The organism is Marinobacter sp., assembly GCF_041690455.1.
In the GTDB taxonomy this organism is placed as follows: domain Bacteria; phylum Pseudomonadota; class Gammaproteobacteria; order Pseudomonadales; family Oleiphilaceae; genus Marinobacter.
In genome coordinates this window covers 19999-28798 of record NZ_JAWLHI010000053.1, presented here as the reverse complement: position 1 = coordinate 28798, position 8800 = coordinate 19999, and the positions used below count along the sequence as shown (strand labels likewise).

Below are 8800 nucleotides of genomic sequence, written 5' to 3'. Positions count from 1 at the left end.
CTTCAGACCCCAACCCCGACAATCACCCAAAAGCCGCAACCCAAATGGAACCCACCAAACCCCAAAAAATCTGGCAAGTCGTCCACGCCATCCCCCGGGGCAAAGTCGCCAGCTACGGACAGGTCGCCCACATGGCCGGCCTCGGCCGGCAAGCCCGCTTCGTCGGCCGCGCCCTGGGGCAACTGCCGGAAGGTCACGACGTGCCCTGGTTCCGGGTGATTCGCAGCTCGGGTGAAATTGCGTTTCCGAAGGATTCGGAGATGTTCAGGGTTCAGGTTGGGCGCCTGGAGGCCGAGGGTGTGGAGGTAGTGAACGGGCGGGTATCGATGCGCAAATATCAGTGGCAGCCGTGAGGGTTTCGCACAGGGGCTGGGTCAGGCACGGGGGTCTGCAGAACTTGTTCTTCTGACCCCATTTTCAGCCCACCCCGAAGTTTTCGTCCAAGCCGGGGTCATAGCCCAGGGGTCTGAAGAAAACCTTCTTCTGACCCCAAGTTCAGTCTAGCCCCCGAGTTTACGTCCAACTGGGGGTCAGAAGAACAAGTTCTTCAGACCCCTGAGCAGGGACTTGGCTCGAAAACGGGGTCAGATGAAGGCTTTCATCAGACCCCTGTGCCTGCATCAGACCCCACTCCCGGTCTTCAGGCCTGCCCCTCAGGCTCAACCCCAGTCTCCGCCCCAGGCGCCAACGCATCCAAGCGCTCCCCCCGACTCATCAGGAACAGCACCAGCATAATCGCCGGGATCCCCATGATCGCGGAGATGGTAAAGAACTCCGCATAGCCAAAGTCCGCCACCACAATCCCGGAGAACCCCCCAAGAAACTTCCCTGGCAACGTCATCAGCGAACTAAACAACGCATACTGGGTCGCGGTGAACGAAGCACTGGTCATACTCGACAACCACGCAATCAGCGCCACATTGGCAATCCCGCCGCTGAGATTATCGGCACTGACCACCACCGCCAGGGTCACGATATCCGGCGGATAACGCGCCAGAAACACAAACAGCAGATTGGTCGCCGCGGTCATGATCGCCCCGGCCAACAGGATCTTGCGCACCCCGTAACGCACCACCAGCACGCCACCGACCAGCGAGCCGGCGATGGTCATGAAGAAGCCGAAGATCTTGGTGACATCCGCCACCTGGGTCTTGGAGAAGCCCATGAAATCCAGGTAGAAGGGATTCGCCATCACGCCCATGGCGATGTCGGAGATTCGATACACGGCCACCAGCACCAGAATAACGATGGCCAGCTCCCGGTACCGGCGGAAGAAATCCAGAAACGGACCGGCAACCGCCGCATAGAACCAGCCGACCGTCCGGGCCAGGCGCGGGGACAGGTGGCTGCGCTTCGCCGCCTCATCTTCAATCTTGTGGGCAATATCCGCAGCAGCGGCAAAATGATTGACCTGGGGCTCCCGGGCGATCAGCACAGTCAGCACACCAACGCCCACCAGCGCCGCCATCACCTCATAGGACACCTGCCAGGACCAGAACTCCGCCAGGTACAAAGCCCCTGCCCCGGCCACCAGCAACGCCAGCCGATAACCGAAAATGTAAGTCGCCGCCAAGGCCGCCTGCAGCCGCTCCTCGGCTATCTCGATGCGGTAGGCATCAATGCCGATATCCTGGGTGGCCGAGGAAAACGCCACCAGCAGACCGCACCAGGCCATCAGTTCAGGATTAGCTGTCGCATCCACCTGGGCCATCAGGTACAGCCCGGTGGCAATGCCCGCCTGGGCCAGCAAGATCCAGCTGCGGCGCTTGCCGAACACCCGATCCAGTACTGGCAACTTCAGGCGGTCCACCACCGGCGCCCAGAACACCTTGATGGAGTAGGTAATCCCCAGCCAGCTGAAAAAGCCGATGGTGGCTGTCTCCACCCCCACGTCCGCCAGCCGGGCATTCAGGGTGGAGAACACCAGCAGAAATGGCAGGCCCGCCGAAAAGCCCAGGAACAGCAGGGCAATCACCTGCCATCGGGTGTAGGTGTAAAGCGAGTCCCGGACCAGGGCCCAGCGGGTGGAGAAAAGGATAGGAATGCCTCCGGATCAGTCGCGGAAGTTGTTGAACTGCAGCGGGATGTCCAGCTCGGCTTCCTTCAGCATGGCAATGGCCACCTGCAAATCGTCCCGCTTCTTGCCGGTCACCCGGACCTTGTCGCCCTGGATGCTGGCCTGGACCTTCATCTTCTGGTCCTTGATCATCTTCACAATCTTCTTGGCCTTGTCGGTCTCGATGCCCTGCTTGAGGGTGAAATGCTGCTTCACTAGCTTGCCCGCCTTGCTGTCGCCTTCCTCCGCCAGCGCCCGGGTATCGATGTTGCGCTTGGCAAACGCCATCCGCAGCATGTCCTTCAGCTGCTCCAGCTGGAACTCTTCCTCCGCACTGATGGTAATGCGCTCACCCTCCAGTTCGATATCCGATTCCACATTCTTGAAGTCCCACCGGTTACCCAGCTCCCGCTTGGCCTGATCCACCGCATTTGTGACTTCGTGCATATCTATTTCAGAAACTATGTCAAAAGAGGGCATGGTCGTCATTCTCCAAAAACTGGCAGAGGTATACTGGCAAAAATGTCGGGGAATCATACCAAGCCCCGGCAGACACCGCATCTGACAATGGACTGGTAAGAAGAAGACGCTATGCCAAACCTGGACCTCCCCATTCTCGTCGTCGATGACGCCAAATTCAGCAGTATGGTGGTTGGACGCACCCTGCGAAATGCCGGTTATCGAGACATACGCGTGGCCAACAATGCCCCCGCCGCCCTCGAAATGATCGAGCAGCGGCCGGTGAGCGTGTTGATCGCCGACTGGCTGATGCCGGAAATGGACGGCCTGGCGTTGACGGACCGGGTGCGGCAGCAGGACGAGCTGGCCAACCACTACACCTACGTGATCCTGCTCACCGCCCGGGAAGGCGTGGAAGCCCTGTCCGAAGCCTTTGACCGGGGCGTGGACGACTTCATCTGCAAGTCAGACATGACCAAGCAGCTGATCCCCCGCATCTTCGCCGCCGACCGCATGGCCGACCGCCAGAACACCTTGCTCCGGGCCAACGCGCTGCTGATCGAAAACAACCGGGCGCTGCAATCCACCAATATCATCGACCAGGAAACCGGCCTTTGTAACCACAAATACGCCCGTGACCGCCTGGACAAAACCCTGCGCCACGCCGAAGCCCGGGGCGGCGCCGCTGCTTACGTTCTGTGCGGCATCCGCAACTGGCAGGAACTGAGCCGCAAGCATCCGCCGTCAGTGATGCGTGAACTGGCCACCGGCATCGCCCGCCGCCTGAAATCCCTGGTTCGCCCCATCGACCTACTGTGCCGCGTAGGTGACAACCAGTTTGCCCTGATTGCCTACGTTCCGAACCGCGAACACTGCACCGCCACCACCTTCCGGCGCATCTTTGACGGCATCAACCACAAGGCCCTGAAAACCTCCGTCGGCTACATCTCCGTGGAAGCCGGCATGGTCCTCTGCCGCGCCGACGCCAGCACCGGCACGCCCTCCGTGCATGACATGGAACACACGGCCATGGAGGGACTGATGAGTGCTTACGAGACACGGCGGTTTACCGAGATTTCGCCCAGGGCGCTGCAGGCGGGTTGACTGGAAGCTGGTGGCACCCCAGGGGTCTGATGAAAGCCTTCATCTGACCCCGAGTTAGGCCGCCACTCCCAAAGCCGAAAAAGGGTCAGAAGCACCTCAGGGGTCTGATGAAAGCTTTCATCTGACCCCAACTTAGACCGCCACCCCAAAGCCAAAAAGGGGTCAGAAGAAGGCTTTCTTCAGACCCCAACTTCACACATCCCGACTCCACCCCAGGGGTCTGAAGAATTCATTCTTCTGACCCCATCTTCAACCATCCCCCCATGCTAAAAAAACAATCCGTAACACTGAGACACAACTCACAAACAGACATGTCGATAGGAAATACGTACTCTAAAACCGTGGATTCAAGCAGTATCCCCCATGGCGGAGGAGCCGTGCAGTACCTCCGCCGCCATATGGGCGATGAGTTCACAGGATTAACGAATTTTTTCAGGCACTTTCGTTCTTTCCTTGTTTTCAGGCCAGCTTTTTAGCTGGCCTTTTTATTTGGCCTGAGCCCCTCCCTGCTTCTCCTGTATACTCGGCATCAAACGACTACAACAAAGCCGTACCGTATAACCATGACAAGTCCCGGAACCGTCTCCGTCGCCGCCCTGCGCCAATACGTCCGTGCTGCCGAAGCTTCTGGTATCGGCATTGAAGCCCCGCTTGCCCGTGCCAACCTGGATCCCGCCATCCTCGAAACCGATGACGGCCGCATCAACGGCGCACAGTTCCAGAGCTTCATCCGCCAGCTCGTCGATGTAGCCAAAAACCCCATACTCGGCCTGGATACCGGCGATTTCGTGCAACCCGGCTCCTACAGTGTGCTCGGCTACATCACCATGAGCTGCTCCACCCTGGGTGAGGCCGTCGCCCGGATTGCCCCGTTCGAAAAACTGGTTGGGGACATGGGAACCACCCGTCTGTCCGTGCATGGCGATATCCTCAAGCTGACCTGGAACTGCAACTACGACGATCCGGTGGTGCGCCCGCAACTGGTGGATAACGTGTTCGCCTCCTGGATCAACTACGCCCGCTGGCTGGCAGACGACACCACCACCGCGCCAACCGCCGTCCAGTTGCGCCGGCAATCGCCAGGCCCAGAGCTCGAAACCGCCTATCAGGATCGCTGGCATTGCCCTGTCACGTTCGGGGCCGAGGAGGACTGCATCACTCTCCCCAAAGCCCTGCTGGACACCCGCCTGCGCCAGCCCGATCCCCTGCTCCGCAAAACCCTGGAGGCCCACGCCCTCACCCAGCTGGCCTCGCTCGAGACCGACAGCGACCTTACCTCCCGGGTGAAACACAGCATCCAGAAACAGCTCAACCACGGCATCACCCGGCAAGACCTGGTCGCCGAGGATCTCGGCCTCACCAGCCGCACCCTGCAGCGGAAACTGAGCCAGGAAGGCGTGTCCTACCAGCGCCTGCTGGATGATGCGCGGCAACAGATGGCGGAGGATTACCTGCGGAACAGTGATATGGCGATACCGGATATTGCGCTGAGGCTGGGGTATAGCGAAACCACCTCGTTTCACCGGAAGTTCAAGGCGGTGGCAGGGAAAACGCCGGGGGAGTTTCGGCGTAGGGAATCGTGAAGATGGGGTCAGATGAACGGAGTTCATCAGACCCCGGAGTAACTCAGGGGTCTGAAGAAAACCTTCTTCTGACCCCAACTTAGACCCAACGCCAACGCCAAAGCCAAAGCCAAAACATAAAAAAGGGGTCAGAAGAAGGCTTTCTTCTGACCCCGGTGCCAAGGGGCTAACCCCGGCATTAGGCGCATAACTCAGGGGTCTGATGAACTCCGTTCATCTGACCCCGTCTTAAGGCCTACCTCAGAGCTTGCGCCCCTTCGAAGCAGCAATCCGCAACCGCAGCGCATTCAGCTTGATAAAGCCTTCCGCATCCTTCTGGTCGTACGCACCCTCGTCTTCCTCAAAGGTCGCGATCTTCTCGTCGAACAGGGAGTCGTCGGACTTCCGGCCAACCACGTCCACGTTGCCCTTGTAGAGCTTCAGGCGGACGGTGCCGTTGACGTATTCCTGGGTGTTGTCGATCAGCGCCTGCAGAGCCTCACGCTCCGGGGACCACCAGTAACCGTTGTAGATCACCTCGGCGTAGCGCGGCATGATGCTGTCTTTCAGGTGCGCCACTTCGCGGTCCAGGGTGATGGATTCGATGGCACGGTGGGCGCGCAGCATGATGGTGCCGCCCGGGGTTTCATAACAGCCGCGGGACTTCATGCCCACATAACGGTTCTCGACAATGTCGATCCGGCCGATACCGTTGGCGCCGCCCACCTTGTTCAGGTGCTCCAGAACCTCGTGGGGCTTCATGTCCTGACCGTCGATGGCCACGATGTCGCCCTTCTCGTAGCTCAGCTCGATGTAGGTCGGCTTGTCCGGGGCGTTCTCCGGAGCCACGCTCCAGCGCCACATGTCTTCCTCGGCTTCCGCCCAGGGATCTTCCAGGTTGATGCCTTCATAGGAGATGTGCAGCAGGTTGGCATCCATGGAGTACGGGCTCTTGCCCTTCTTCTTCTCCACCGGAATGTTGCGCTCGTCGCAGTAGGCCATCAGCTTCTCGCGGGAATTCAGGTCCCACTCACGCCACGGTGCAATCACCTTCACACCCGGCTTCAGCGCGTAGGCACCCAGCTCAAAACGCACCTGGTCGTTACCCTTGCCGGTGGCACCGTGGGAGATGGCATCCGCACCTGTCTCATTGGCAATCTCGATCAGCCGACGGGAAATCAACGGGCGGGCAATGGAGGTACCCAGCAGGTACTCGCCCTCATAGATGGTGTTGGCGCGGAACATCGGGAACACATAATCGCGCACAAACTCCTCGCGCAGATCCTCGATGTAGATCTCCTTAACCCCCAGCGCTTCCGCCTTCGCACGCGCCGGCTCCACTTCCTCGCCCTGGCCGATGTCGGCAGTGAACGTCACCACCTCACAGTTATAGGTATCCTGCAACCACCGCACAATAACGGAAGTATCCAGGCCACCGGAATAGGCCAGAACCACCTTTTTGATATCAGACATGCCCTTGCTCCAGACTGAACAGAATGGATGTATTGAAAAGAAGAGCGATATTGTACGGAAGTGCGGAAAGAAAGGCTATTGGGCGAATGGCGAGGGCGAGGCATGGCACAGGGGTCTGATTGGGAACAGGGGTCTGATGAAAGCCTTCATCTGACCCCATCTTAGACCTTGGCACTGGGGTCTGAAGAAAACCTTCTTCTGACCCCGAGTTAGATCTCTACCCCGGAGTTGGATGGAAGTTGGGGTCAGAAGAAAGCGTTCTTCAGACCCCCGTGCTACCTCCGGAGTTGACGTGAAGTTGGGGTCAGATGAAGGCTTTCATCAGACCCCTGTGCTTAAGACCCCAGTGCCTAGCCAGCCCCCTTTGCGCCATCACACATAAGGAATCAACGATTCCCCATAAAAATGCAATTCCTCCAGCACGTGCCGCTTCTCCGGCGTCAGCCCCGGATCCGCCGCCAGCCGCTGCAGCTCCTGGGCATAGGCCTCCAGCGAGCGCCAACCCTTCTTCGGATGCATCAGCCGCTCGGAGCGGAACTGCTCCCAGCGCTCCATCTCTTCACCGATCAGGGTGCTCGGGTAATTCCGGGCGCGATAACGGAACAGCATCTCCTGCAACCGCTCATCCTCAAACCCAACCTCCTGCTCCCCCAGCGTCTCCACCGGCTGGCTCAGGAGCCAGTTGAGTTTCTCCCGATCGGTCTTGCTGATGAACCCGCCAGCGTAGAGCTGCTCATCCGGATCGGTCAGATCACTGCCCTCAAAATCCTGGTCAAAGGCCTGGGCAATGCGAGCCGGCAGATCCGGCGCCTTGCGCAGCTTGGCCAGGTTGGCACGCAGCACATCGCCATCCAATTCCAGCTCTTCCAGCCTCTCAGCGGATAGCGTTGACAACATATTCGCGGGCGCCAGCACCGGACACTTGTTTAGCTGCACACCCTTGAGCGGGAACCGGCTCACGCCTTCCCCAAGTTCCGCCTGGGAAGTAAACACCCGCTCACGAATCTGCTCCGGCGTGGCGGCTATCAGCTCGTCCGGATCCTCCCGCAGGTCATAGACAACGACCAGATTCTTGTTGGAAGGATGCTCCGCCACCGGCGCCACCATCGCACAACAGCCACGACTGGCCGGGTACTTGGCGGAGATATGGAACACCGGCTTCATGGTACCGGTATCGAGCATCTGCCGGGCCGAATGCTTATCCTTGTGCTGCAACACAAAGTCGAATAGCTTGGGCTGTTTCTCCTTGATCAGCTTGGCCACCGCAATGGTCGCTTCCACATCGGACATGGCGTCGTGGGCACTCTCGTGGGCAATGCCATTGGCCACCGTCAGCTCCTCCAGTTTGAAACTGGGGCTGCCGTCTTCCTTCTTCGGCCAGTTGATGCCCTCCGGGCGCAATGCATAAGTCAGCCGCACCATATCAATAATGTCCCAGCGGGAATTCCCGTTCTGCCACTCCCGGGCGTAGGGATCCCGCAGGTTCCGATAGAGCGTATGGCGCGTCACCTCATCATCAAAGCGCAGGCTGTTGTAGCCCACCACACAGGTCCCCGGCTGGCTGAACGCCTCGTTGATCTGCGCAATAAACTCGGCTTCCGGGAAGCCCTCTTCCACCGCTTTCTGGGGCGTAATCCCGGTAATCAGGCAGGCTTCCGGAGAAGGCAGGTAATCGTCCGCCGGCTTGCAGTAAATCACCAGCGGATCCTCAATAATATTCAGATCCGCATCCGTCCGAACCCCGGCAAACTGTGCAGGCCGATCATGCACCGGATCGACACCAAAGGTTTCGTAATCGTGCCAGTAGAACGAACGGATCAAGGGGAGACTCCTGGTAATTTGAATAATGGCCGGAGTTTAGAACGAACAAGGGGTGCGAGACAAACGAAGGGGTCAGATGAAAGCTTTCATCAGACCCCAGTGCCAAAGCCGATCTCCAGGTCGATCCCTAACTCAGGGGTCTGAAGAACTCGTTCTTCTGACCCCAACTTCAGATCTAACTCAGAGCCAGATTCCAAAACGGGGTCAGTAACTCAGGGGTCTGAAGAAAACCTTCTTCTGACCCCAACTTCCGGCCTAGCTCCGCGCCAAAATCCAAAACGGGGTCAGAAGAAAGTGTTCTTCAGACCCCTCGTGCAACAGCGGA

7 protein-coding genes are annotated in these 8800 nt (G+C 59.0%); 3 read left to right on the top strand and 4 right to left on the bottom strand.

Annotated elements, in window-relative coordinates:
• Nucleotides 1–44 precede the first annotated feature (44 nt).
• The gene (locus tag ACESMW_RS13390; RefSeq protein WP_372987519.1) at nucleotides 45–353 is read left to right on the top strand and encodes an MGMT family protein; all 309 of its coding nucleotides are present in this window, start codon (nucleotides 45–47) and stop codon (nucleotides 351–353) included.
• 287 nt (nucleotides 354–640) lie between these two features.
• Here the strand turns inward: ACESMW_RS13390 and ACESMW_RS13385 are convergent, their stop codons facing one another.
• On the bottom strand, nucleotides 641–1975 hold the full coding sequence (locus tag ACESMW_RS13385) for an AmpG family muropeptide MFS transporter (protein ID WP_372987518.1): 1335 nt from the start codon (nucleotides 1973–1975) through the stop codon (nucleotides 641–643).
• Nucleotides 1976–2053: 78 nt separating this feature from the next.
• Nucleotides 2054–2536 carry a YajQ family cyclic di-GMP-binding protein gene (locus tag ACESMW_RS13380; RefSeq protein WP_372987517.1) on the bottom strand — a complete coding sequence of 161 codons (483 nt, stop codon included), beginning with the start codon at nucleotides 2534–2536 and terminating at the stop codon, nucleotides 2054–2056.
• A 111-nt stretch (nucleotides 2537–2647) separates the two neighbouring features.
• Between ACESMW_RS13380 and ACESMW_RS13375 the strand changes: the two genes are divergently transcribed.
• Both ACESMW_RS13375 and ACESMW_RS13370 read left to right on the top strand, forming a co-directional pair.
• Nucleotides 2648–3619, top strand: a complete 972-nt coding sequence (locus tag ACESMW_RS13375) for a response regulator (RefSeq protein WP_372987516.1) — start codon at nucleotides 2648–2650, stop codon at nucleotides 3617–3619.
• 563 nt (nucleotides 3620–4182) lie between these two features.
• Nucleotides 4183–5202, top strand: coding sequence for an AraC family transcriptional regulator (locus ACESMW_RS13370; protein ID WP_372987515.1), 1020 nt, complete (start codon nucleotides 4183–4185; stop codon nucleotides 5200–5202).
• Nucleotides 5203–5442: 240 nt separating this feature from the next.
• Here the strand turns inward: ACESMW_RS13370 and ACESMW_RS13365 are convergent, their stop codons facing one another.
• Nucleotides 5443–6654, bottom strand: a complete 1212-nt coding sequence (locus ACESMW_RS13365) for an argininosuccinate synthase (protein WP_372987514.1) — start codon at nucleotides 6652–6654, stop codon at nucleotides 5443–5445.
• A 372-nt stretch (nucleotides 6655–7026) separates the two neighbouring features.
• Complete coding sequence (gene sbcB / locus ACESMW_RS13360) at nucleotides 7027–8475, bottom strand: exodeoxyribonuclease I (protein WP_372987513.1); 1449 nt, start codon at nucleotides 8473–8475, stop codon at nucleotides 7027–7029.
• Between the last annotated feature and the right edge of the window lie 325 nt (nucleotides 8476–8800).